The following is a 21,214-nucleotide window of genomic DNA, read 5'->3' on the forward strand; positions in this document are numbered from 1 at the left end:
TCAGGCCCGTTTCAATCCCAAACTGGAACAAGTTAACGAGCCGTTACGCGCCAGACCCTTGATCTCAGTTGCAACCGCTGGCTTCAATCCCGGGTAACTACAGGGGGGAACCGATGGAGGGGGAAACACATGGCTGAAGAGACAGACGTCATCGTCGTCGGTGCAGGACTATCGGGCCTTGTTGCCGCAACCGAGATCGCCGACGCAGGCAAGCGGGTGATCGTCGTCGACCAGGAAGGCGAGCAGTCGCTCGGCGGCCAGGCGTTCTGGTCGTTCGGCGGATTGTTTCTGGTCGATTCGCCGGAGCAGCGCCGGCTCGGCATCAAGGATTCCTTCGACCTCGCGATGCAGGACTGGCTCGGCACCGCCGGCTTCGACCGCGACGACGATTTTTGGCCGCGGCAATGGGCTGAAGCCTATGTGGCGTTCGCGGCCGGCGAGAAGCGCGGCTGGCTGCGCGCGATGGGCCATCGCATCTTTCCCGTGGTCGGCTGGGCCGAACGCGGCGGCTATGACGCGATGGGCCACGGCAATTCGGTGCCGCGCTTTCACGTCACCTGGGGCACCGGCCCGGGCATCGTCGAACCGTTCGAGCGCCGCGCGCGTGAGGCCATGAAGAGCGGCCGGCTGACCTTCAAGTTCCGCCATCGTGTCGATGCGCTCTCCATCACCAACGGCACCGTGGACGGCATCAGCGGCGCGGTGCTCGCGCCTGACACGATCGAGCGCGGCAAGAGCTCGTCGCGCAACGTCGTCGGCGAATTCTCGCTGAAGGCGCAGGCCGTGATCGTGGCGTCCGGCGGCATCGGCGGCAACCATGATCTGGTGCGCGCGAACTGGCCGAAGCGGCTCGGCGAGCCGCCAAAGTTCATGATCTCGGGCGTGCCCGAGCATGTCGACGGCCGTATGATCGGCATCACCGAGAAATCAGGCGCGCGGCTGATCAACCGCGACCGCATGTGGCATTATGTCGAAGGCATCCAGAACTGGTCACCGATCTGGCCGCGCCATGGCATCCGTATTCTGCCGGGCCCCTCTTCGATGTGGTTCGACGCCACGGGCACGCGATTGCCGGCGCCGCTCTTCCCCGGCTCTGATACGCTGGGCCAGCTCCAATACATCATGTCCACCGGCTATGATTATTCCTGGTTCATCCTGACGCAGAGCATCATCAAGAAGGAGTTTGCGCTGTCGGGCTCGGAGCAGAACCCTGACCTCACCGGCAAGAGCTGGCGCATGACGATCAAGCGCGCCACCAACAAGGGCGCGCCGGCGCCGGTGGAGGCGTTCAAAAGCCATGGTGTCGACTTCATCGTGCGCGACAAGATCGAGGATCTCGTCGCGGCCATGAACCAGCTCACCGGCAGCGATCTCCTCAAGCTCGAGCACATCAGGATGCAGATCGAGGCGCGCGACCGCGAGATCGCCAACCCTTACGTCAAGGATGCGCAGGTGATGAACATCCACAACGCGCGGCGCTACATCGGCGACAGACTGATCCGGACCGCGTCGCCGCACCGGATTCTCGATCCCGCGCAGGGGCCGTTGATCGCGGTCAAGCTCAACATCCTGACACGCAAGACGCTCGGCGGCTTCGAGACCGATCTCGACTCCCGCGTGTTCGGCAGCGAGGGCAGCGTCATTCCCGGCCTCTATGCAGTCGGCGAGGCCGCCGGCTTCGGCGGCGGCGGCGTGCACGGCTATCGCTCGCTGGAAGGCACGTTCCTCGGCGGCTGCCTGTTCTCGGGCCGCAATGCCGGCCGCGCCGCGGCGAAAGCGGTGGGCTAGATCATGCGGCGGTGGATGCACATCGCGGCGCTTGTTGGGGCCTTGGCCGCCACCTCGGCTGCATCCGCCGATACGATCGACATCGACGGCGTGAAGCGGTCCTACACCGCACAATTGCCGGTGAAGAAGCCGGCGCCGCTCGTGGTCGTGCTGCACGGGAAGACCCAGCGCGGTGCCGACATGGTCGCGCGGACGGCGTGGCCGCAGGTCGCAAAGCGCGAAGGTTTTGCCGTGGTCTTTCCTGATGGGTTGAACCATGCCTGGGCCGATGCGAGGACCAAGGCGGGACCCGCGCTCCGTGGCCCACCTCCCGGCACCGACGACATCGCCTTCATCGCAAAGCTCGTCGAGAAGCTGGTGGCGAACGGCACCGCCGACCCTCGCCGCGTCTATATCACCGGCATCTCCAATGGAGGCGCCATGGCGATGACGCTCGTCTGCGCCCGGGCCGATCTGTTTGCCGCCGGTGCGAGCGTGATCATGAATCTCACCGACGAGGCCGCCGTCACGTGCCATCCGTCGCGGCCGCTGCCGATGCTGCTGATGAACGGCACGGCCGACCCATTGGTCCCGTACGAGGGCGGCCGCGGATCGAGCTATTATGCCGCAGACGGGTTCTGGTCGACCGAGGAGACGCTGGCGTTCTGGCGCAAGCTCAACGGTTGCGAGACCGAGGACGCAAGCGTGACTGACATGACTGAGCGGGCGCCCGCCGACCAGTCCACGGTCACACGGATCTCCTCACGCTGTCCCAAAGGACACGACGTCGTACTCTATCGCATCAATCATGGCGGCCACCGCATGCCAGGATTTGCTCCGGATGCGCGCTTCCCGAAGATCGCAACCAGCCTGCTGGGGCCGCAGAACAACGATATCGACGGCGCGGAGGCGATCTGGACATTTTTCGGCCAGTTTCCGTAAGAAGTGCATGCATCACCGATTACGCATGCGTGCCTGGGGTGGCAGAGCGCGGGTCGCTGGGCTAGACAGGGCCGCCATTCCAGCAGGAGATCCCCAATGAGCATTCAGCGTTTTGAAACCGGCCCGCGCATGAGCCAGGCCGTCGTGCACGGCAACACCGTCTATCTCGCCGGTGTCGTCGCCAACAACGCCGCCGGCGAAAGCGTGACCAAGCAGACCCAGGACATCCTGAAGACCATCGACGGCCACCTTGCCAAGGCCGGCACTGACAAGTCGAAGCTGCTCTCGGCCACGATCTACATCACCGACATGAAGACTTTTGGCGAGATGAACGCGGTATGGGACGCCTGGGTGTCGCCCGGCAACACCCCCGCGCGTGCTACCGTCGAAGCCAAGCTCGCGGCGGCGCAATACACCGTCGAGATCATGGTGACGGCTGCGAAGTAAGCTTCGCGCTGAAATTGTTGCGAACGTCTGAAGCGCGATGAGACCATCATCGCGCTTCATTTTCTTCGCGTGCCGATGACCTCCGAGGTAATCGATCAGCGCACGCGAACCTTCGATAGTGACGGTCAGCCGAACCCGGCGCCATCGAAGGAGAGCCCCATGACCGACCCCATCACCATCGCCCGCCGCTACATCGATCTCTGGAACGAGCGCATGACAAGCCGCAGGCGCGAGCTCCTCAGCGAGAACTGGACGGCGGATGCGAGCTATGTCGACCCCCTGATGAAGGGCGACGGCCAGGACGGCATCGACGCGCTGATATCAGGCGTGCAGCAGCGTTTTCCCGACTTCAAGTTCAAGCTGATCGGCGAGCCCAACGGCTACGGCGACCATGTCCGTTTCAGCTGGGGCCTCGGCCCCGACGGCGTCGACAGCCCGATCAAGGGCACGGATTTTGCCGTGCTGAGGGACGGGCGGATCCGAAGTATCACGGGATTTCTGGATCAGGTGCCTGCGGGCGCGTGAGGCGGCTGGGTGCCACCACATCATTGGTGTCGTCCCCGCGAACGCGGGGACCCATACCGCGTGATCTCTCGCGTGCGAACGGCAGGAGTACCGAACTCCTGACGTTCGCCAAACTACGCCCTGTGGCTATGGGTCCCTGCGTTCGCAGGGACGACAGCTTTGGCTTGGTGCGCAGCTGGGCTATGCAATGGGCAACCGATACGCAACCTTGGCGTTCGCCCCGAACGCCTTCTCCCGCACACTCGGCCCGAGCTTCGCCAGACAGGCCTCCAGCGCGCCCTTGATCTCGCCATAGCTCCCAGCCAGCAAACACACCGGCCAGTCCGAGCCGAAGATCAGGCGATCCTCGCCAAAACATTCTGCCGCATGCGCGACGAACGGAACCAGCCGCTCCGCGTCCCAGTCGTTCCACTTCGCTTCCGTCGCAAGCCCCGAGATCTTGCACCAGACATTGCCGCAAGCAGCTAACGCCTTGATGCGGTCGGTCCATTCGGCGCTGCCACTGTCGGCGATCGGAGGCTTTGCAGCATGGTCAAGCACGAAGCGCGCCTGCGGAAACGCCTTTGCGGTTGCGATCGCCGCGGGCAGCTCGCGGGTGCGGACGAGGAAATCGTAGGTGAGATCGCGAGCGAACACTGCGCCGAGGCCGCGCTGGACGTCCTCGCGCAACAGCCAATCGGGATCTGGCTCGTCATGGACCTGGTGGCGGATGCCGACGAGCTTTTCGCCTCCGGGTGAAGCGCGCAACCGGTCGAGAGTGGCGCCGAGCGTGCCGTCCGTCAAATCGGCCCAGCCGACCACACCGATCACCGAGGGCGTCGCATGCGCGATCCGTATAAACTCCTCGGTCTCCTCCAGCGCCGAGCGGCACTGCACCACGATGCTCGCATCGATGCCGTTGGCTTTCAGCAATGGCGCGAGATCGGCGGGACCAAAGGCGCGGCGGATCGGCGCGAGCTCGGGCGCGTCCATCCAGGGATAGTCGGCGCGCGCGGGATCCCAGAAGTGCTGATGGCCGTCGATGATCATGGCTCACGCTCCGCCCGGCAGCGGCGCGCGTGCGTCCACGAGGTTTCGCGCGCGCAGCTCCTGCCAGAAGGTAGGTGGCGCCGGCGCCTGCGACATCGCGATGTTGTCTGCGACTTCCGCAGCGTTGCGTGCGCCGAGCACCGCGACCGTCACCGCCGGATGCGCCATGCAGAACTGGAGTGCGGCCGCCTTCAACGCGGTGCCGTGCTTGCGGCAGAGTTCGTCGAACGCGAGCGCACGCGCGATCAGCGCCGCACCGGCGTCCTGATAATTGAATTTGGCACCTGCGCGCGGGTTCGCCAAAATGCCGCTGTTGTAGATGCCGCCGAGCAGGATGCCGATGTTTTTGGCCGCGCAGACCGGAAACAGCGCATCCAGCGCGCCCTGGTCGAGCAGCGTGTAGCGGCCGGCGAGCAGGAAGCAGTCGACCGGCGCGGCTTCAGCGAAACGAACCAGCATTTCCGACTGGTTCATGCCGGCGCCGATCGCCTTGACGGTGCCATCGCTGCGCAGGCGCTGGAGCGCGCGGAAGGCACCGGCCACGGCCTCGTCGTAGTGATCGTCGGGATCGTGCACCAGCAGGACATCGACGCGGTCGAGCCCGAGGCGGACAAGGCTCTCCTCGACCGAGCGCATCACGCCGTCATAAGTGAAATCGAACACCGGCCGCTCGCGCGGCGCGCCCTTGTAATGCTCGTCCTCGGCGGCAGCGCCATCAGGCGCGCGCAGCAGGCGACCGACCTTGGTCGAGATGGCGTAGGACTCGCGCGGCTGCTGCCGCAGGAATGCGCCGAGCCGCCGTTCCGCGAGGCCAAAGCCATAGAGCGGCGCGGTATCGTAGAATCGGATGCCGGCCGACCAGCCGGCTGCGAGCGCCGCTTCCGCATCGGCATCGCTGACCGGAGCGAACAATCCGCCGAGCGGCGCGGTGCCGAGGCCGATCGAGGTGACGTCGAGTGAGCCTAGTCGCGAACGCTGCATTCCAATTCCTTCCAGAAGCAAGTATCTCTCCCGCCTGCGGCGACCGCAAGCGGGAGAGAGCATAGGAGTGTGGGGCTGGCGACACTCCTATTTTGACTCCGTTACTTCAACATCTGCGCGACGTTGTCCTTGGTGACGAGATCGAGGCCGGTATAGACGATCTCCGGCACCTTCTCGCCCTTCTTGATGGCGAGCAGCGTGTCCATCGCCTTCTCACCCATCTCGAAGGGACGCTGGCCGACCAGCGCACTGGCGTAGCCGTCGCGCAAAAGTTCAAGCTGCATCTTCAGCGTATCGGCGACGACGAGCGTGAACTTGCCGCTGTCGAGGTCCTTCTTGCTCCTGGCCGCAAAGGCCTTGAAGCCTTCGGGGGCAAACATCGGCCACCCGCCGATGGGAACGATCGCGGCAAGGTCGGGCGTTGCGGTGCGCATGTCCGTCATCTGCTGGACCGCGAGCGCGGGATCGTCGTTGCAGAATGTCGGCGAGCCCGCGACCTCAGTCCATTTCGAACCCTTCAGCGCCTCGCGGACGCCGTCGACGCGTTCGGCGAGGTTCTTGGCGCCGGGACCGCCCGAGACCATCGCGTATTTGCCGCCGTCGGGCCGCATCTTCGCGAGTTGCTTGCCAAGTGCGACGCCGAACTCCTTGTTGTTGGTGCCGATATAAGCGATGCGCTTGGACCCCGGCGCATCAGCGTCAAACGTGATGACGGGAATGCCGGCCGCGGTCGCCGCCTCGATCGACTTGGTCATGGCCGCGACGTCGGCGACCGAGATGGCGAGACCATCGACCTTCTGCGTGACGAAGTCCTGGATGATCTGAGCCTGCGTCGCCGGCTCGTGCTCGACCGGGCCCTTGTAGATGCACTCGATATTGCCGAGCTCCTTGGCGCGCTTCAGGCAGCCGTCGCGCGCGAAGTCGAAGAACGGATTGTTCATCGCCTTGGGCACGATCACGAAGCGGTAGTTCGCCGCAAGCGCCGGCGTCGCCATCAGTGCGACGGCAATGCCTGCAAGAAGAAGTTTCCTCATTGTCTCCTCCACCCTCATTTGGCGCCTATCCTCTCGATAACGTCCGGGAAGCGGACAGGCGGCATTTTCGTTGCCTTCCCGGAACGTTCGTCACGTCAAATCATCCGCGAGCGGATGCGGTCGACCAGCACGGCCAGGATGATGATCACGCCCACCAGCGTCTGCTGCCAGTAGGAGCTCACCTGCGCCAGCACGAGACCGTTGCGGATCACTTCGAGCAGCACGCAGCCGACAATCGCCCCCAGCGGGCCGCCGATGCCGCCGGCAAGGTTGGCACCGCCGATCACGGCCGCCGCGATCACGTTGAGCTCGTAGGACGTCGCCATGTTGGCCGGCGCCGATCCAAGCCAGCCGGAGATGATGATGCCCTGGAGGCCGGCCGCGAGCGCGCAGATCACGTAGACCTCGATCTTCACCCGCACCACAGGGATGCCGGTGAGCTCGGCCGCCTTCTCGTTGCCGCCGAGCGCAAAGACATGGCGGCCGAACGCGCTGTGGTGCAGCACCACGGCCATCGCCAGCGCGAGGATCACCAGATAGATGAAGGGCGCGGGTACGCCGAGCACATCGCCCGAGGTGAGCGCATAGAAATAATCGGCGTCCGGTCCGCCCGGAAAGCTGCCGCGTCCGTTGGAGACGACATAACCGAGACCGCGCACGATCGAGAGCATGCCGAGCGTGGTGACGAAGGGCGACAGGCCGAGCACCGCGATACAGAAGCCGTTGACGAGGCCCCCGATCAGCGCGACGCCGAGGCCGGCGAGGATCGAGACCAGCAGGATCAGGCCGGGCACATTGGCCAGCACCGTCTTGCCGTCGGCCGCCATATGCACGAACAGCGAGGCGCCGAGCCCGCCGGGCGTCGACAGCTCGGTCATCACCATCGAGGTGATCATGGCCGAGAAGCACATCATCGAGCCCACCGACAGATCGATGCCGCCCGTGATGATCACGAAGGTGACGCCGAGGGTGGCGATCGCGATGAAGGAAAAGTTCTTCGCCACGTTCTGCATATTGCCTTCGGTGAAGAAATACGGGCTGGCGAAGTGCATGATCACAAGCAGCACCGCCAGCGCGAGCAGCACATAGCCGGTCTGGGAGGCGAAGATGCCACGCTGCCACCATCTGATCTTGCCGATATTGGTGAAGCTGATCGGGGATTCCATGGGCATGGCCATCACGCCGCCTCCTTCGCGCCGGTGATGAGGGCGGTGACTTCCTCAGGCGAGGTCTCGTGGATCGGCTTGTCGGCGCGCTTCTCGCCGCGGCGCATGACAATGACGCGGTCGCACACCGCAAACACGTCGGGCATGCGGTGCGAGATCAGCATCACGGCGACGCCCTGCTCCTTCAGCCGGTGAATCAGGCCCAGCACCTGCTCGACCTGACGCACCGAGATCGCCGCGGTCGGCTCGTCCATCATCACGAGCCTTGCGTTGGACAGGCGCGTCCGCGCGATCGCGACCGCCTGGCGCTGGCCGCCCGACATCTGCTTGACGAGGTCATCGGGCCGCGTCTCCGAACGCAGCTCGCCAAACAGCTCCAGCGCGCGCGCCGCCATCGCCTTGTGGTCAAGAAGCGCGAGCGGTCCGAATTTGCGCTTCAGCTCGCGGCCGAGAAACACGTTGGCCGCCGCCGTCAGATTGTCGGCGAGCGCGAGGTCCTGATAGACGACCTCGATCCCAACCGCTCGGGCATCAATGGGCCGGTTGAAATGGACCGCGCTGCCGGCAAAGCGGATCTCGCCATGGCTCGGGCGGAAATTGCCGGCGATGATCTTGACCAGCGTCGACTTGCCGGCGCCGTTGTCGCCCATCAGGCCGACCACTTCGCCCGGCAACACATGCATGTCGACGTCATGCAGCGCGCGGATCGCGCCGAACTCCTTGCCGATGCCGGAGAGCTCCAGGACCGGTCTTGCTTCAGCACTTGCCATCAGCAGCCTCGCTCAGACATGACGGTTGACCAGGGATTCCAGATATTCCTGCCGCCCCGAGCGCGGCTGCGGGTCGAAGCCGGGGCTCATCGCGCGATCGGCGAGATCGGCAAGCGACCGTTGGCCGCCGAGAATGGCGCGGCCCTCGGGACCGGCCCATCCCTCGTAGCGCGTGGCGAGTGGCGTCGTGAGGGCGCCGGCATCGATCATGTCGGCGGCAGCCAGGAACGCCCGCGCGCAGGCGTCCATCGAGCCGACATGGGCATGGATGAGATCGTCGGGATCGATCGACTGCCGGCGGACCTTGGCGTCGAAATTCAGCCCGCCCGTGGTGAAGCCGCCGCGGTTCAGGATCTCGTGGAACACAAGAGCGAGCTCCGGCACGTTCATCGCGAACTGGTCGGTGTCCCAGCCGAGCAGATCGTCGCCGCGATTGACGTCGAGCGAGCCGAACACGCCGAGCGCTTCGGCGAGCGCGACCTCGTGATGGAAGGAGTGGCCGGCGAGGATGGCGTGGTTCTGCTCGATGTTGAGCTTGACGTCCTTGAGGAGATCGTAGCGTTCGAGGAAGCCGTAGCAGGTCGCAACGTCGAAATCGTATTGATGCTTGGTCGGCTCCTTCGGCTTCGGCTCGATCAGGATCGGGCCCTTGAAGCCGATCTTGTGCTTATGCTCGACGACGAGCGAGACGAAGCGGCCGAGCTGGTCGAGCTCGCGCTTGAGATCGGTGTTGAGCAGCGTCTCGTAGCCCTCGCGGCCGCCCCACATCACATAGTTCTGGCCGCCGAGCCGGTGCGTCACTTCCAGCGCGGCGCGGACCTGGCCAGCGGCATAGGTGAAGATCTCGGGGTCCGGATTGGTCGCAGCGCCCGCCATGTAGCGGCGATGCGTGAACAGGTTCGCGGTGCCCCAGAGCAGACGGACCTTGGCGGAAGCCATCTTCGCTTCGAACAGATCCGCGATCGCGTTGAGATTGGCGACGGACTCGGCGAGCGAAGCCCCTTCCGGCGCGGCATCCACGTCGTGGAAGGTGAAGAAGGGCACGTCGAGCAGGCGGAACAGTTCGAAGGCGACATCGGCTTTGGCGCGCGCCATCGCCATCGCGTCGGTGCCGTGATGCCAGGGCCGTAAAAAGGTCTCGCCGCCGAAGGGATCGCCGCCCGGCCAGCAGAGCGAATGCCAGTAGCAGACCGCAAAGCGTAAGTGATCCTCGAGCCTGCGGCCATGCACGAGCCGGTCCTTGTCGTACCAGCGGAAGGCGGGCGTGCCTGCCGCATCCTTGCCGGCAAAGGCAACGGGCGCGCTTGTCTCGAAGAATTTGGCGGACGCGTTCACTTAAGGCTCTCCTTCAACGCGGGATAAAGCTCGCGCCAGCGGCGATAGGCATCGTCATAGGCGGGCGCGACGGATGCGCGGGGCACAAAACTCGCGAGCCGGCGCGGGCGGGTGCAGACTTCGGCCGGATCTTCGCCGGTGGCGGCAAGGCGCCCGAGCCGGGCGGCGCCAAGCGCGGCGCCCACCTCGCCTTCCTCGACGCGGTGGACGGGAATGCCGAGCACATCGGCGCAGATCTGCGCCCACAGCGGCGAGCGCGAGCCGCCGCCGACGAGATCGACTTCAGTGATCGGCCCGCTCGCCGCGCTCAGCGCCGCCAGATTGTCGCGCGCAGCGAAGGCAACACCTTCGAGCACGGCCTGCACGATCTGGCCGCGCCCGGTCGCACCGCGCAAGCCGACGAAAGCGCCGCTCGCGGCGGCGTCATTGTGCGGCGTGCGTTCGCCGTCGAGATAGGGCAGGAATTTGACCGGGCTTGGCCCATCGACGCGCTCGCCCAGCGGCGCCAGCAGCGCAGCCGCGGGCGTCTCCATCACGCCGGCGAGCCAGGCGAGCGAGGCCGCCGCCGACAGCATCACGCCCATCTGGTGCCAGAGGCCGGGCAGCGCGTGGCAGAACGCATGCACGGCCGAAGCCGGCGCCGGGGCGAACCGGTCGGTGACGCGGAACAGCACCCCAGAGGTGCCGAGCGACAGGAAGGCATCGCCCGGCGCGATCGCCCCTAACCCGATCGCGCTCGCCGCGTTGTCGCCGGCCCCTCCGGCGACAACGACATTCTTCGCCATGCCCCAGCGTTGCGCGTAGTCGGGCGCGAGCAACGCGCTGACCTCGCGGCCTTCGACGAGGCGCGGCATGTGGTGGAGATCGAGTCCCGTAGCGTGCAGCAGCAGGGCCGACCAGCGGCGCAGACCGACATCGAGCCACAGCGTGCCGGCCGCGTCCGACATGTCCTCGATCATCTCGCCGGTGAGGCGATAGCGCACATAGGCCTTGGGCAGCAGCACCTTTGCGACGCGCGCGAAGATTTTCGGTTCATGCCGGGCGACCCAAAGCAGCTTGGGCGCGGTGAAGCCGGGCATCGCCAGATTGCCGGCGATGGCGTGCAATGACGGACAGCGTCGCTCCAGCTCGATGCATTCGGCCTGCGAGCGGCCGTCGTTCCAGAGGATCGCGGGGCGCAGCGGGCGGTTGTTCTCGCCCAGCAGCGTCGCGCCGTGCATCTGGCCCGACAGCCCGATGCCGCGCACCTGCGCGACCTCGCGCGGATGTTGGCGCGCGAGATCATCGACAGCGCCGATCGCCGCATCGACCCAGGCGTCGGGATCCTGCTCGGACCACAGCGGCGCGGGATGCGACAGCGTCAGCTCGCGTGAAGCCGTCGCGACAACCGCGCCGGCATCGCTCACGAGCACCGCTTTCACACCTGACGTGCCGATGTCCAGTCCGAGATACAAATCGTCCTCCCTTTTGCCTGTTGCGATGGGCGAGCTTGAAGTCGTCTTTTCCGCAACGTGCTGTTCAAAGTCCGCTGCCCTAGGGCAGATTGTCCCGCATCACGATGTCGATCCTGATCTTCTCCTGTTCGCGCAGGATCGGCTCGCCGCGCGCGAGCGCGAGCAGCACGCGCACGGCGGCGCGCGCCTCATGTCCCGGATTCTGCGAGATCGCGGCATCCATCACGCCCTGGAGCAGCAGCCGGCGCGTCAGCGCGGTGACGTCATGCCCGACGAACACAACCTTGCCGCGACCGGCATCGCTCAACGCTTTGGCAACACCTTGTGTGCCGGCGCCGACGTTATAAAGACCGACAATGTCAGCATGCCTGCCCAACAGGCGCGCCAGCAGCTGCCCGGAACGGTCGTCCTCGTCGCGCCCTTCCAGCACCGGCATCACGCTCAGCTCCGGAAATTCCGACGCCATCACCTGGTTGAAGCCAAAAATGCGCTCGGCATGATCGCGCAGACCCTGCGAGCCCGCGACGATGGCGACCTTGCCGGACCGCCCGCCGGCCAGCCGCCCCACCAGCGCACCAGCGGTGCGCCCCGCCGCGATGTTGTCGATGCCGACATAATGGTGGCGGCGCGAGGACGGCACGTCCGAGACCAGTGTGACGACCTTGGTGCCGGCCTCGACGAGATCGTTTATGGCGGCGCGGACACCCGGATGATCGAGCGCGACCACGGCGACGCCGTCGTATTCGGCCGACAGCGCCTCCAGCGAGGCCGCGAGCACGGACGGATCGAACACGTCAGTCGCAATCATCTCGACATTGAGGCGGCGCGCCGAGAGCCACGCCGACATCTCGCCGAGATAGGCCTCGATCTGCTGCATGAACGGATTCGGCCCGGACGGCATCACGAAGGCAAAGCGGCGGGCCCGGCCGCGGGCAAGCTCTGCGGCGGCCACATGCGGCTGGAAGGCATTGCGTGCGATCGTCTCCTGGACGCGCCGGACTGTATCCGGCCGCACGCCCGGGCGGTTGTGCAGGACGCGGTCCACGGTCGCGAGGCTCACACCCGCCTGGCGCGCGATGTCCTTCAGCGTCAACGCCGCGACGGTCGGAGCGTCGGAAAGGGTCTCTTGAGCCATAGCTGAAGGCTAGCAGAGGTGTTTTGAGGTGCGCAACTCATTTTGAGGGGCAGAGCTCTGTTTTCGAGCCCCGGTTGCGCCGGGCCGCGACTCAGCCGCCGCTCAGATCAAGCGTCAGGAACAGGCTATTGGGATCCTCGCCATAGCCCTCGAACGGGCCGCAAAGCACAAAACCATGGGCCTGGTAGAGCGCATGCGCGGGCTTGAAATAGTCCCAGGAGCCGGTCTCGAGGCTGAGCCGCGTCAGGCCGCGCGCGCGGGCCTCGGTGATGATGTGGCGGAGCATCTCGCCACCAAAGCCACGCCGCCGCGTGGCTTGCCGCGTGTGCATCGACTTCACCTCGCCATGGGTGGCCGAAAGCATCTTCAGCGCGCCGGTTGCGACCAGCGTCTCGCCGTCCCAGCCGGTCCAGAACGCGACATCGCTCGCACGAAGGCCGGCGAGATCGAGCGCATGCGCGCTGCCCGGCGCCGTCTGCGCCCGCGCGGCCGTGACGTGATGATCGAGCAGCGCGATGACGCGCGGATCGAAGGTGTCGCCGGTCCGGATCTGCATCGTCAGGGTCGCACCCCACTTGCAAGCCGCTTCTGCATGAGGACCATATCGAGCCAGCGGCCGAACTTGCAGCCGACCTCAGGCATTCGGCCGACCTCGGTAAAGCCGAACGAAGCGTGCAGCGCGATCGATTCGGAATTCGAGGCCTCGATCGCGGCGACCATCGTGTGCTTGCTGAGCGCTGTGGCACGCTCGATCAACGCAATCATCAGGCCGCGACCGATACCCGCGCGATGATGCCGCTTGTCGACATAGACAGAATTCTCGACCGTGTGCCGATAGCCGGGCCAGGGACGGAAATCGCCGAACGATGCGAAGCCGACCACATCCCTGCCCTTCATGGCGACCAGAACGGGATAGCCGGCTTCTCGCCGTGCACGGATCCACTCGCGGCGTGAGTTCAGATCAACCGGGCCATCGGTCCAGACCGCCGTCGTATTGATCGCGGCATGGTTGTAGATGGCCAAAATATCTTCGGCATCTTCCAGCATGGCGTCCCGCACGATCAGCGACATCACATTTTCCCGTATGAGGTGCCGCGCCGCGTGATGATGACGTAGCGTGCGTCCTGTTTGGTTTCGTTCTCGAAGGTCACCGCGCGCATCACGTCGAAATCGAGACAATCGCCGTCACGCAGGCGCACCGTCTTGGCATCGATATGTACGCAGACCGCGCCCTCCAGCATCAGCAGTTGCTGGGTGAAGGCGTTGCGGCCCCAGGGGCTGTAGGAGACGCGCGCGCCGGCCGGCAGATCGACAACGATGATCTCGATGCCGCTCGCTGCATCCGGCGGCGAGGCGTGACGCCGGCGGTAGCCGCTGTCGGGATCGCGCCAATGCGGCTGGTCGGCCAGCCGCGTCAACCGCTCCGGCGGCTTCTCCGACAGCGCGACGACGTCGCTGAGCGTGACATCGAGCGCCGCGCAGAGCTTGTTGAGCAGCGCCGCCGTCGCACTGCTCTGCGCCCGCTCCACCCGCCCGATCATGGCCCGGCTGACACCGGAGCGGCCTGCCAGTTCGTTCAACGTCATGCCCGCCTGCGTCCTCAACGTCTTCAAGCGACGACCGATCGCGCGATCGAGTTTTTGCTGGTCCATGGTCTTCATCCGAACATCGCCCCGGACCCGGACCGCACCCGCCAAGGCATGAGGAGCTTAAGCCCGGCGAGCCACGCGTGCCGGGAGCGAGCAGCTAATATATTAGAATCTTCGGACTGCGTACGAGCGCGTCAGCACGGTCAGATCAAATAGTGATGCAGTCGGGAAGGCTTGGAGCGGGCGAAGGGAATCGAACCCTCGTATGCAGCTTGGGAAGCTGCCGTTCTACCATTGAACTACGCCCGCGGATGCGCGCTCTTCACACCCGATCTGATTAGCCGAGACGGCGCCGCCCGCCAAGCGGTTTGGCGCGCCCGGCCGGACGGTTCTTAACGTTTGGGTAAGATTCCAGGTGCGCCGGATTGTGGCGGTGTTATGATCGTGTGTCGGGGGAGTAGCGTGCACTGAGTGGGGCGTGTGCATGGTGGGGCGTGGCTACGCGATATTTGACACGGCGATAGGGCGCTGCGGCATCATCTGGAGCAGCACCGGCGTGGTGGCCGTGCAATTGCCGGAGGCGCGGGAGATCGACACCCGCCGCCGGATCTTTCAGGTCCATCCGGAGGCGCGCGAGCAGCAGCCTCCGCTCAATGCCGAGCTTGCGATCGAGGGCATCGTAGGCCTTCTGCAGGGCAACGATCCCGATTTCTCCGACGTCAGCCTGGATGCCGGCGGCGTGCTGGCCTTCAGCCGGCGGGTCTACGAATACGCCTGCACCATCCCGCGCGGGGAGACGCGCACCTATCACGAGATCGCCAAGGCGCTGGGCGCCTCCGGCGCGGCGCATTCGGTGGCGCAGGCGATATCAAAGAATCCCTACATGCTGATCGTGCCGTGCCACCGGGTGCTGGAGGCCGGCAATTACGCCGATCGGCTCTCGCCCTATGGCGGGGTGATCTCCAAGCGGCGATTGCTGTCGCTGGAGGGCGCCCATCCGGTCGCCAGCAAGACGCTGTTCGAGGTGCTGCTGCCCGTTGCTCCGCCGCGCCCCTCCACCTAGATAGGCGGGATGGACGCAACCACGCTGTTGACGACACGCGCGATGACGGTCTCCGAGTTTCGCTGCGATGCGGGACCGGACGACAAGCCGTTCGCCGAATGCCGCACCGGCCATTCCATCGCCTATGTCCGCTCCGGCAGTTTCGGCTGCCATTGCCGCGCCGGCTTCTTCGAGCTGGTGGCCGGCGCGATGCTGGTCGGCGCCCCCGGCGACGAATACACCTGCACGCATGAGCATGTCAGTGGCGACGTCTGCCTGTCGTTCTTTCTCAGCGGGGACCTCGTCGATGCCCTCGGCGGGCGGCGCGAGGTCTGGCAGGTCGGCGCAACGCCGCCGCTGCCTGAACTGATGGTGCTGGGCGAGCTCGCCCAGACGGCAGCAGATGGCAATAGCGACCTCGGTCTCGACGAGGTCGGCCAGATTCTTGCGGGCCGCTTCGTCGATGTGGTTTCGGGCAAGGCGCGCAAACCGGCCACGCCAACCGCACGCGACCGCCGCCGCGCGGTGGAGGCCGCATTGTGGATCGACGACAACTCGCATGCCGAGGTCGATCTCGAACAGGCGGCGCGGCAGGCGGGACTGAGCCCGTTCCATTTCCTGCGGCTGTTCTCGGCCGTGCTCGGCGTCACCCCGCATCAATATCTGGTGCGCTCGCGGCTGCGGCACGCCGCGCGCCTCCTCGCGGATGACCATCTCGCGGTCACCGACATCGCCTATGACGTCGGCTTCGGCGACCTCTCCAATTTCGTCCGCACTTTTCATCGCGCCGCCGGCGTCTCGCCGACAAAGTTCCGGCAGGCTTCGCGAGGGGAGCGCAAGATTCTCCAAGAGCGGCCTGCCCTCAACTGACTAGGGTCGTCTCCGGCGCGCGCCATTCGCGGCGCGCTTTGGACATGGAGACGATCATGTATGACCACATCGGACTGCGCGTTGCCGACCTTGACGCCGCCACGCGCTTCTACACCGCGGTGCTGGCGCCGCTGGGCTATGTGCTCTGCTCCAGCGGCGACGGCTATGCCGGCTTCGGGCCGAAGGGCGAACCGGCGCTGTGGCTGCATCTGAACAAGGGGCGGAAGGCCGACGGCGCGCATATCGCGTTTCGGGCCAAAGATCATGACGCGGTCAAGGGGTTTCACAGCGAGGGCCTGACAAGCGGCGGCCGCGACAATGGCGGCGCGGGGCCGCGCAAGGATTACAGCCCGACCTACTACGCGGCGTTCCTGATCGATCCCGATGGAAACAATGTCGAGGCGGTTTGCGTGTGAGCCTTAACCGCTAGCTCCGTCATTGCGAGGAGCTCTTGCGACGAAGCAATCCAGGCTGCATCTGCGGAGACATTTCTGGATTGCTTCGCTGCGCTCGCAATGACGGAGTTCTTGGCGAACACCTAACATCATCAAGGACACCCCTCATGGCCTCCATCCACAACGACATTCCTCTCCCCGTCCGCGCCCGCGACGTCTGGGACGCGGTGCGCGATTTCGGCGCGCTGCATCTGCGGCTGGTGCCGGGCTTCGTCACCGCTTGCACGCTCGACGGCGATACGCGCATCGTCACTTTTGCAAATGGCTCCGTCGCGCGCGAGGTGCTGGTCGATTGCGACGACGCGCGGCAGCGGCTCGTCTATGCCATCAACAGTGAGCGGCTGAAGCATTACAGCGCGTCGGTACAGGTCATCGCCGAGGGCGAGGCGAGGTGCCGCCTGGTCTGGATCATCGACATGCTGCCGAACGAGCTTGCTGCTTACGTGCAGGAGCAGACCAAGGAAGCGGTGGCCGCCATGCACAAAGCGTTTCCGCCCGCCGCGGCATAGCGCGGGCTCACGCGGCTCTGTGATTTTTCTCACAGAGCCCTCCCCCCACCAGCCGTAACCATGCCCGCGTGCGTCCGGTTGGCTCCGCTCTCCCGGCGGCGCCACGCACGCGAGGAGCATACCATGAGAGGTGCGGACAAGGTGATCTGCCAGGCAGCCGCCGTGCTGCTGCTGTTTTCGGTCGCGAGCACGCCGGCAAAGGCGCAATTCCTCGGCGGCGGCGGCGCCGGCGGCGAGGACATGATGACCCAGATGGCGCCGATGCTGGAGATGATGAAGGCGAAGATGGGCAAGCGCCGCTTCGCCATGCTGATGCAGACTATGGGTCCGATGATGAGCCGCATGATGGAGAACGGCGGCGGCGGGCTTGGTGGCATGATGGGCGGCGGAGGTTTGGGTGGCCTCGGCGGCGGCAATTTTGGTGGCGGCTTCGGTGCGCCGAACTACGGCGGTTATACGCCGATGGGCGGAGGCGGCTATGTGTCGGCCGGTGTCGGTGGCGGCGACATCATGGGCATGCTCGGCGGCGCCGGCGGCGGCGACATGATGGCGATGATCCCGCAATTGATGCGGCTCGCCAATGTCGGCGGCGGTGGCGGCCATCGCCGCCACAAGCATCGTTAAGTCGGGTCGGCATATCGCCGCTGCGCGGCAACTCCGGCAGCGAGGCAGCCACCCTCCGCGGGGCGACGAAGGATGGTTGCGCCGGATCGGCGGACGGGGCGCCGCCGGTATCAGACCCGGTCGTTGAGCAGGACGCCGGACAGCGAAGGGTCGCTTGATGGTGTCGCGCTGTAGGTCGAATCCGTGAGCGAGTTCTTCAGCGACTGAAGGAATTGTTGCAGCAGCTCCGTCGCCGACGTGCTGCTTGACGAACTATCGGTGCCGTCGACCGAAGACCCGCCAGACGGCGGCGGTCCACCTGCTCCGCCGGGCCCACCCGGACCATGGGAGAACGCCGCCTTGAACACGCCTTGCAGCTCGGTGGCCTGCTGGTCGGTCAGCTTGCCGTTCGACACTTCCTGCTGGATGAGATCGTCAATCTTGGACTTGAACGCGTGGGGTGATAATTTGCTGCCGCTGGATTGATCGCTCGCGCTGCCTGATTGCAGGGCGGAATCGATATCGCTGAGCGCGGACGACAGCGCCGACTGATCGGACGAGCTGATCGCGCCGGAGCTGACCTCTGTCTGCAATTCGTCTTGCAGTTTTTGCAAAGGTGATTCGTGATGATGATGGGGGGAGAGCGACGAAATCGAGGTCATGTGGCCTTCCGTGCTTCTGATGGGCTCGCGGCGAAATTGTTCCCAGGAGCTGGCGCGGAGCCTTCGGCAGAGGGCAGGCCCGGTTGCTCGATATTGCCAAGCCACGCATGGAAATATTCAGAAACAAAAATCCGGCGAGCAAGTGCTAGTCGGCCGCGGCCGACAGAGCCGGCCTGATCGCGGGCTTGCTCTCGCGCGGTCCCCAGCGCGTCAGCACCACGCTGGAGCTGGAGAGCAGGCCGAGCACGACCATCGAGCTCGCGGCGAGCCAGAAGAAGCTCTGCGCGGTCGCTTCATGCGTTGACAGCCACCAGCCGACCGCCGCGATGTAGATCAGCCGTGCGGTCTGCGCCAGCACCGGGCCGATCACCTTGGCCGCGCCTTGCGAGGAGAAATACATCGCCGAGGCGAGGCCGATGAAGGCGTAGAACGGCGCCACGGTCGACAGATATTGGTGGCTGGTGGCGCGCACGGTTGCGCTGTCGGTGAAGATGTTGACCCAAATGTCGGGGAAGGTCGCAACGAGGCACGCCGGCGCGCCGACGGCTACGAAGGCGCTGACGCCTGCGGTCCAGGCGATGCGTCGGGCGCGCGCAATGTAGCCGGCGCCGATCGCCATGCCGACCATCGGCACCGAGGCGATGCCGAACGAGAACGCGATCGAGGTCAGCAGGAATTCGAGCCGCGCGCCGATGCCGTAGCCGGCGAGAATCGCGGTGCCGAACTTCGCCAGCATGTGGGTGAAGATCGAGATCGTCAGCACCGATTGCAGCGGCGAGAAGCAGGCGATGGCGCCGACCTTGAGGATGTCGAAAAACATCGCCCATTGGATGCGCAATCCGCGCAGCTTCGGCACGACACGGGCGCGGCCGGAAAACAAATACCAGCCCATCACGCAGATGTTCATGAAATAGGCGGTCAGCGCGCCAGCCGCGACACCGCGCATGCCGAGTTGCGGCACGGGGCCGAGCCCGAGGCCGAGCGTGCCGCCGAGCACGATCTGCCAGACCGCGGAGTTGAGGATCAGCAGTGACGGCAGCTTCATGTTGCCGGTGCCGCGCAGCACGCCCGCCATGGTGTTGAGCAGCCAGGGCAGCACGGCGCCGCCAAAAAACACCTGCGTGTAGGCGATCGCATGGGTCAGCACGTCGCCGCGGCCGCCGAGCATCTCGAGCACTTTTGGTCCGAAGATCAGCATGCCCAGCATGAAGACGAGGCCGAAGGTGATGCCGATCAAGAGCGCATGCATGGCAAGCGTACCGGCACGCTCGCGATCTCCGGCACCGAGCGCGCGGGCGATGGCGGAGGCCACCGCGCCGCCCATGGCGCCGCCCGACATCGTCATGGTCAGGATCACAGTTGGAAACACCAGCGCCATCGCCGCCAGCGCTTCGACGCCGAGCCGCCCGATATAGGAGGTCTCCGCGATCACCACGCAGGTGCCGGCCGAGAGCGCGATGACGTTCGGCCAGGCAAGCCCCAGCAGCGTGCGCAGGATCGGGCCGTCCGTCAGCGCGCTTTTCACCGGGCGCGGGGGCGGCGGCAGCGGGCGCTCTTGCTCATCGACCGGGATTTCGGCGATGTCGGACATGTCCTCTCCCGGGCACAAGCGCCATTTGCGGCGCGGCAATCACTTGGTGTGCCAATGCATTTGTGCGCGCAAGGCGCGCGGCGAGAGGCTTGTTAGCACGGCAATTGCCGATTCCTCCTGCGCCTTGTGCAGGCGTGCCCTGCGACAGCGCATTTCAACAGGTGGAATTACCCGATGCTCCAGACCAGCGGCGGGCGGCCACCGGCCGTCGGACGCAGGTGCACGGCGATGTGCCGGCCACATCCCGCAGCGAGCCCCTCGAACAATCCCTCCAGCACCTTGGCGCAGGCGCGGTGATAATCGGTGACATCATCCATCAACTTCCAGCTCTGCTGGCGGAGTTCGAAGGCGCCTTCGGACTGCGTGATCTCGACAGCATCATCCTGCGCGGCGAACAGCGCGTTGAGGAACGATGCAAATTCGCTGGCGCCACCGCGGCTCATCGCGAGTGCAGCTGAGACCTCGTCGAAGTATTGCATGCCGATCAGCTTGCCGGTCAGATGCAGGAGATAGCCGGCATCCTCCGGGCCGAACAGCTGCACCATCACGGGCGCTGCGGTGCGGACATATTCCATCGCGTAGTTGCGATAGGCCTTTTCGAGTCTCGGCTTCGGCCAGCTTGCGACCGGCAGAGCCGGCGCGGTCTTGGCGTCGAACGTAGGGGCTTCCAGATGCCGCGCAAAGACGAGGCGCTGATCGAGCTCGAGCGGATGGTCGTATTGGTGATAATAGCCTTCAAGCCCATCCTGGCCGTCGACGCTCTGCTTGGTGCAGACGAAGCCGAGCCTGATATCGCCGAGCGCGACGCCGTTGTTGGCGTGCCAGCCGCGCAGCATCGCGCGCGAGACCTCGCCCGGCACGCCGCAGATCGCGGTGCCCTTCCAGATCCAGCGCGGCGGCGGATAGCGGATCCAGGCTTTGGTGTCGCTCTCATACATGTACTCGACATGCACGCCGCCGATCCAGTTGGAGAGGTAGTGATATTGCGCAGCCGCCACCGCCGGCGGCAGATGGCTGAGGCCGAGCTTTTCAAGCCCGGGCAGGAAGCGTTCCTGCTGCTGGCGGCGGAACACGCGGAAGACGAACTCGGCGGCATCCGCCGTGCCGCGCCGCGTGACGACGGTGAGAATGAGGCCGGTGAAGTAAGCGTGATAGAGATCGGCGATCGCGCGCCAGCGCTTCCATTGGGCTTCCTGCGCGGAGTCTGGTGCTGCGGACATGTTCGCTCCCGGCTTGTTGTTTTGCGGGAGTGTGTCATCGCGGGTGGGGCGAAGCAACCAACCACACACTCGCTGTCATCGCCCGGCG

The 21,214-nt window shown here is 65.6% G+C and carries 23 protein-coding genes and 1 tRNA gene; 9 read left to right on the forward strand and 15 right to left on the reverse strand.

From position 1 onward, the window contains the following. Positions 1-129: 129 nt before the first annotated feature. The 4 genes from B5V03_RS32445 (at position 130) to B5V03_RS32460 (ending at position 3,681) form a co-directional block, all read left to right on the forward strand. Complete coding sequence (locus tag B5V03_RS32445) at positions 130-1,788, forward strand: FAD-binding dehydrogenase (protein WP_129274468.1); 1,659 nt, start codon at positions 130-132, stop codon at positions 1,786-1,788. Positions 1,789-1,791: 3 nt separating this feature from the next. Then, on the forward strand, positions 1,792-2,709 hold the full coding sequence (locus B5V03_RS32450) for an alpha/beta hydrolase family esterase (protein WP_129274469.1): 918 nt from the start codon (positions 1,792-1,794) through the stop codon (positions 2,707-2,709). Positions 2,710-2,805: 96 nt separating this feature from the next. Next, on the forward strand, positions 2,806-3,156 hold the full coding sequence (locus tag B5V03_RS32455) for a RidA family protein (protein ID WP_063686455.1): 351 nt from the start codon (positions 2,806-2,808) through the stop codon (positions 3,154-3,156). A gap of 159 nt (positions 3,157-3,315) precedes the next feature. Next, entirely contained in the window at positions 3,316-3,681 is a 366-nt protein-coding gene (locus B5V03_RS32460) for a nuclear transport factor 2 family protein (protein ID WP_129274470.1), read from the forward strand. A 180-nt stretch (positions 3,682-3,861) separates the two neighbouring features. Here B5V03_RS32460 and B5V03_RS32465 read toward each other — a convergent pair whose 3' ends face one another. The 12 genes from B5V03_RS32465 to B5V03_RS32520 form a co-directional block, all read right to left on the reverse strand. Continuing rightward, positions 3,862-4,710: an amidohydrolase family protein gene (locus B5V03_RS32465; protein ID WP_129274471.1), complete on the reverse strand. Its 849-nt coding sequence runs from the start codon at positions 4,708-4,710 to the stop codon at positions 3,862-3,864. A 3-nt stretch (positions 4,711-4,713) separates the two neighbouring features. After that, on the reverse strand, positions 4,714-5,691 hold the full coding sequence (locus B5V03_RS32470) for an aldo/keto reductase (protein ID WP_129274472.1): 978 nt from the start codon (positions 5,689-5,691) through the stop codon (positions 4,714-4,716). A gap of 101 nt (positions 5,692-5,792) precedes the next feature. Then, positions 5,793-6,725, reverse strand: a complete 933-nt coding sequence (locus tag B5V03_RS32475; protein ID WP_164988442.1) for a sugar-binding protein — start codon at positions 6,723-6,725, stop codon at positions 5,793-5,795. A 95-nt stretch (positions 6,726-6,820) separates the two neighbouring features. Continuing rightward, complete coding sequence (locus tag B5V03_RS32480; RefSeq protein WP_164988443.1) at positions 6,821-7,903, reverse strand: ABC transporter permease; 1,083 nt, start codon at positions 7,901-7,903, stop codon at positions 6,821-6,823. Next, the gene (locus B5V03_RS32485; RefSeq protein WP_129274474.1) at positions 7,903-8,661 is read right to left on the reverse strand and encodes an ATP-binding cassette domain-containing protein; all 759 of its coding nucleotides are present in this window, start codon (positions 8,659-8,661) and stop codon (positions 7,903-7,905) included. Before B5V03_RS32485 ends, B5V03_RS32480 begins: the two co-directional genes overlap by 1 nt. 12 nt (positions 8,662-8,673) lie before the next feature. Further along, the gene (gene xylA, locus B5V03_RS32490) at positions 8,674-9,996 is read right to left on the reverse strand and encodes a xylose isomerase (protein WP_129274475.1); all 1,323 of its coding nucleotides are present in this window, start codon (positions 9,994-9,996) and stop codon (positions 8,674-8,676) included. Continuing rightward, on the reverse strand, positions 9,993-11,450 hold the full coding sequence (gene xylB, locus B5V03_RS32495; protein WP_129274476.1) for a xylulokinase: 1,458 nt from the start codon (positions 11,448-11,450) through the stop codon (positions 9,993-9,995). Before xylB ends, xylA begins: the two co-directional genes overlap by 4 nt. A 79-nt stretch (positions 11,451-11,529) precedes the next feature. After that, complete coding sequence (locus B5V03_RS32500) at positions 11,530-12,585, reverse strand: LacI family DNA-binding transcriptional regulator (RefSeq protein WP_129274477.1); 1,056 nt, start codon at positions 12,583-12,585, stop codon at positions 11,530-11,532. A gap of 91 nt (positions 12,586-12,676) precedes the next feature. Continuing rightward, on the reverse strand, positions 12,677-13,141 hold the full coding sequence (locus B5V03_RS32505) for a GNAT family N-acetyltransferase (protein ID WP_164988444.1): 465 nt from the start codon (positions 13,139-13,141) through the stop codon (positions 12,677-12,679). A 2-nt stretch (positions 13,142-13,143) separates the two neighbouring features. Then, positions 13,144-13,656: a GNAT family N-acetyltransferase gene (locus B5V03_RS32510; protein WP_164988445.1), complete on the reverse strand. Its 513-nt coding sequence runs from the start codon at positions 13,654-13,656 to the stop codon at positions 13,144-13,146. Beyond that, on the reverse strand, positions 13,656-14,237 hold the full coding sequence (locus B5V03_RS32515) for a helix-turn-helix domain-containing protein (protein ID WP_164988446.1): 582 nt from the start codon (positions 14,235-14,237) through the stop codon (positions 13,656-13,658). Before B5V03_RS32515 ends, B5V03_RS32510 begins: the two co-directional genes overlap by 1 nt. Positions 14,238-14,409: 172 nt before the next feature. Next, positions 14,410-14,483: transfer RNA gene (locus B5V03_RS32520), tRNA-Gly, on the reverse strand. A gap of 175 nt (positions 14,484-14,658) precedes the next feature. Here B5V03_RS32520 and B5V03_RS32525 point away from each other — a divergent pair. From B5V03_RS32525 to B5V03_RS32545, 5 genes are all read left to right on the forward strand, one after another. Continuing rightward, entirely contained in the window at positions 14,659-15,237 is a 579-nt protein-coding gene (locus B5V03_RS32525) for a methylated-DNA--[protein]-cysteine S-methyltransferase (protein ID WP_129274481.1), read from the forward strand. A 9-nt stretch (positions 15,238-15,246) separates the two neighbouring features. After that, complete coding sequence (locus B5V03_RS32530; protein ID WP_129274482.1) at positions 15,247-16,086, forward strand: helix-turn-helix transcriptional regulator; 840 nt, start codon at positions 15,247-15,249, stop codon at positions 16,084-16,086. Positions 16,087-16,142: 56 nt separating this feature from the next. Then, positions 16,143-16,502 (forward strand): VOC family protein, encoded by a 360-nt coding sequence (locus tag B5V03_RS32535; protein ID WP_164988447.1) that lies wholly within the window; start codon positions 16,143-16,145, stop codon positions 16,500-16,502. Positions 16,503-16,648: 146 nt separating this feature from the next. Then, positions 16,649-17,050, forward strand: a complete 402-nt coding sequence (locus B5V03_RS32540; protein ID WP_129274484.1) for an SRPBCC family protein — start codon at positions 16,649-16,651, stop codon at positions 17,048-17,050. Between the two features lie 123 nt (positions 17,051-17,173). Next, positions 17,174-17,674 (forward strand): hypothetical protein, encoded by a 501-nt coding sequence (locus tag B5V03_RS32545; RefSeq protein ID WP_164988448.1) that lies wholly within the window; start codon positions 17,174-17,176, stop codon positions 17,672-17,674. 110 nt (positions 17,675-17,784) lie between these two features. Here B5V03_RS32545 and B5V03_RS32550 read toward each other — a convergent pair whose 3' ends face one another. The 3 genes from B5V03_RS32550 to B5V03_RS32560 form a co-directional block, all read right to left on the reverse strand. After that, positions 17,785-18,315, reverse strand: coding sequence for a hypothetical protein (locus tag B5V03_RS32550; RefSeq protein ID WP_129274486.1), 531 nt, complete (start codon positions 18,313-18,315; stop codon positions 17,785-17,787). A 145-nt stretch (positions 18,316-18,460) separates the two neighbouring features. Further along, a complete protein-coding gene (locus B5V03_RS32555; RefSeq protein WP_129274487.1) occupies positions 18,461-19,906 on the reverse strand; it encodes an MATE family efflux transporter in 1,446 nt (481 codons plus the stop codon). A gap of 167 nt (positions 19,907-20,073) precedes the next feature. Beyond that, entirely contained in the window at positions 20,074-21,126 is a 1,053-nt protein-coding gene (locus B5V03_RS32560) for a hypothetical protein (RefSeq protein ID WP_129274488.1), read from the reverse strand. Positions 21,127-21,214: the final 88 nt, after the last annotated feature.

Origin of the sequence: Bradyrhizobium betae (genome assembly GCF_004123905.1) — a bacterium.
Taxonomy (GTDB): Bacteria; Pseudomonadota; Alphaproteobacteria; order Rhizobiales; family Xanthobacteraceae; genus Bradyrhizobium; species Bradyrhizobium betae_A.

What these genes read in the sequence shown, in the direction of transcription:
- B5V03_RS32445 (WP_129274468.1), top strand. Translation starts at nt 130, where the DNA reads ATGGCTGAAGAGACAGACGTCATCGTCGTCGGTGCAGGACTATCGGGC.
- B5V03_RS32450 (WP_129274469.1), top strand. Translation starts at nt 1,792, where the DNA reads ATGCGGCGGTGGATGCACATCGCGGCGCTTGTTGGGGCCTTGGCCGCC.
- B5V03_RS32455 (WP_063686455.1), top strand. Translation starts at nt 2,806, where the DNA reads ATGAGCATTCAGCGTTTTGAAACCGGCCCGCGCATGAGCCAGGCCGTC.
- B5V03_RS32460 (WP_129274470.1), top strand. Translation starts at nt 3,316, where the DNA reads ATGACCGACCCCATCACCATCGCCCGCCGCTACATCGATCTCTGGAAC.
- B5V03_RS32465 (WP_129274471.1), bottom strand. Translation starts at nt 4,710, where the DNA reads ATGATCATCGACGGCCATCAGCACTTCTGGGATCCCGCGCGCGCCGAC.
- B5V03_RS32470 (WP_129274472.1), bottom strand. Translation starts at nt 5,691, where the DNA reads ATGCAGCGTTCGCGACTAGGCTCACTCGACGTCACCTCGATCGGCCTC.
- B5V03_RS32475 (WP_164988442.1), bottom strand. Translation starts at nt 6,725, where the DNA reads ATGAGGAAACTTCTTCTTGCAGGCATTGCCGTCGCACTGATGGCGACG.
- B5V03_RS32480 (WP_164988443.1), bottom strand. Translation starts at nt 7,903, where the DNA reads ATGGCCATGCCCATGGAATCCCCGATCAGCTTCACCAATATCGGCAAG.
- B5V03_RS32485 (WP_129274474.1), bottom strand. Translation starts at nt 8,661, where the DNA reads ATGGCAAGTGCTGAAGCAAGACCGGTCCTGGAGCTCTCCGGCATCGGC.
- B5V03_RS32500 (WP_129274477.1), bottom strand. Translation starts at nt 12,585, where the DNA reads ATGGCTCAAGAGACCCTTTCCGACGCTCCGACCGTCGCGGCGTTGACG.
- B5V03_RS32505 (WP_164988444.1), bottom strand. Translation starts at nt 13,141, where the DNA reads ATGCAGATCCGGACCGGCGACACCTTCGATCCGCGCGTCATCGCGCTG.
- B5V03_RS32510 (WP_164988445.1), bottom strand. Translation starts at nt 13,656, where the DNA reads ATGTCGCTGATCGTGCGGGACGCCATGCTGGAAGATGCCGAAGATATT.
- B5V03_RS32515 (WP_164988446.1), bottom strand. Translation starts at nt 14,237, where the DNA reads ATGGACCAGCAAAAACTCGATCGCGCGATCGGTCGTCGCTTGAAGACG.
- B5V03_RS32525 (WP_129274481.1), top strand. Translation starts at nt 14,659, where the DNA reads ATGGTGGGGCGTGGCTACGCGATATTTGACACGGCGATAGGGCGCTGC.
- B5V03_RS32530 (WP_129274482.1), top strand. Translation starts at nt 15,247, where the DNA reads ATGGACGCAACCACGCTGTTGACGACACGCGCGATGACGGTCTCCGAG.
- B5V03_RS32535 (WP_164988447.1), top strand. Translation starts at nt 16,143, where the DNA reads ATGTATGACCACATCGGACTGCGCGTTGCCGACCTTGACGCCGCCACG.
- B5V03_RS32540 (WP_129274484.1), top strand. Translation starts at nt 16,649, where the DNA reads ATGGCCTCCATCCACAACGACATTCCTCTCCCCGTCCGCGCCCGCGAC.
- B5V03_RS32545 (WP_164988448.1), top strand. Translation starts at nt 17,174, where the DNA reads ATGAGAGGTGCGGACAAGGTGATCTGCCAGGCAGCCGCCGTGCTGCTG.
- B5V03_RS32550 (WP_129274486.1), bottom strand. Translation starts at nt 18,315, where the DNA reads ATGACCTCGATTTCGTCGCTCTCCCCCCATCATCATCACGAATCACCT.
- B5V03_RS32555 (WP_129274487.1), bottom strand. Translation starts at nt 19,906, where the DNA reads ATGTCCGACATCGCCGAAATCCCGGTCGATGAGCAAGAGCGCCCGCTG.
- B5V03_RS32560 (WP_129274488.1), bottom strand. Translation starts at nt 21,126, where the DNA reads ATGTCCGCAGCACCAGACTCCGCGCAGGAAGCCCAATGGAAGCGCTGG.